The following is a 1,256-nucleotide window of genomic DNA, read 5'->3' on the forward strand; positions in this document are numbered from 1 at the left end:
CGCCGGGGGGAGGCGCGCCGGTGGCCGGGGGCTACCAGTCGCGGCCGGAGCGCCCGCGCTTGGTGTCGCCGCGCTGCTTCTTCTCGCGCAGCCTGCGCTCGTTGATCCCGCGCGGGATCTTCCGCTTGATCCGGGGCTTCGGCGGCGGCGAGGTCGCCTCGGCCAGGAGGGCGGCGAGCCGTACGGCGGCCGTCTCGCGGTTGCGCCACTGGGAGCGGTGCTCGGAGGCCCGTACGGAGACCACCCCGCCCACCAGCCGGCCCGCGAGCCGCTCCAGCGCCCGCGCCTTCCACACCTCGGGGAGCGCGTCGGTCGCCGCCAGGTCGAAGCGCAGCTCCACCTGGGAGTCGCTGGTGTTGACGTGCTGGCCGCCGGGCCCGGAGGACCGCGAGAAACGCCACATGAGCTCGGCCTCCGGGAGGGAGACCGAGCCGCGGATGACATAGGGCCCGGACATGACACCCATGGTCCCTCCCCCGCGCCCCGCCCGTCACCTTCTTTTGCACCGCTTCTCCTCCCCTCGACCGGAGGAAGTTCGTAAAGAAAGTAAAGCGACCAGGAACCTCATGGTCTGCTGCTTGCGTTAGGACGGGTGACGGTAGCTTTCGTGATGGCACGAAGCCCGCACATGACGAGGAAAGGGACTTCCCATGGCAGTAAGCCTGTCCAAGGGCGGCAACGTCTCGCTCACCAAGGAGGCACCGGGCCTTACCGCCGTCACGGTCGGCCTCGGTTGGGACGTCCGCACCACCACCGGCACCGACTTCGACCTCGACGCCTCGGCGATCGCGGTCAACCCGACGGGGAAGGTCGTCTCGGACGGTCACTTCGTCTTCTTCAACAACAAGTCGACGCCGGACCAGACCATCGTGCACACCGGTGACAACGTCACGGGTGAGGGCGAGGGCGACGACGAGCAGATCAACGTCAACCTGGCGGGCCTGCCGGCCGACGTGGACAAGATCGTCTTCCCGGTCTCCATCTACGACGCCGAGAACCGCAGCCAGAACTTCGGCCAGGTCCGCAACGCGTTCATCCGCGTGGTCAACCAGGCCGGCGGCACCGAGATCGCCCGCTACGACCTCAGCGAGGACGCCGCCACCGAGACCGCCATGGTCTTCGGCGAGCTCTACCGCAACGGGGCCGAGTGGAAGTTCCGCGCGGTCGGCCAGGGGTACGCCTCCGGTCTGCGCGGCATCGCCCAGGACTTCGGCGTCAACCTCTGACCCGTCGCCCCGAGCGCACAACAGTTTCAC

At 69.0% G+C, this 1,256-nt stretch carries 2 protein-coding genes; one reads left to right on the top strand and one right to left on the bottom strand.

Going from position 1 to position 1,256, the window contains the following annotated elements; translation table 11 throughout:
• Positions 1-31: 31 nt before the first annotated feature.
• The gene (gene arfB, locus ACFWM7_RS35320; protein WP_383268888.1) at positions 32-466 is read right to left on the bottom strand and encodes an alternative ribosome rescue aminoacyl-tRNA hydrolase ArfB; all 435 of its coding nucleotides are present in this window, start codon (positions 464-466) and stop codon (positions 32-34) included.
• 184 nt (positions 467-650) lie between these two features.
• Between arfB and ACFWM7_RS35325 the strand changes: the two genes are divergently transcribed.
• Positions 651-1,226, top strand: coding sequence for a TerD family protein (locus tag ACFWM7_RS35325; protein WP_383268891.1), 576 nt, complete (start codon positions 651-653; stop codon positions 1,224-1,226).
• Positions 1,227-1,256: the final 30 nt, after the last annotated feature.

The sequence above is a fragment of the Streptomyces sp. NPDC058375 genome (assembly GCF_042723425.1).
In the GTDB taxonomy this organism is placed as follows: domain Bacteria; phylum Actinomycetota; class Actinomycetes; order Streptomycetales; family Streptomycetaceae; genus Streptomyces; species Streptomyces durocortorensis.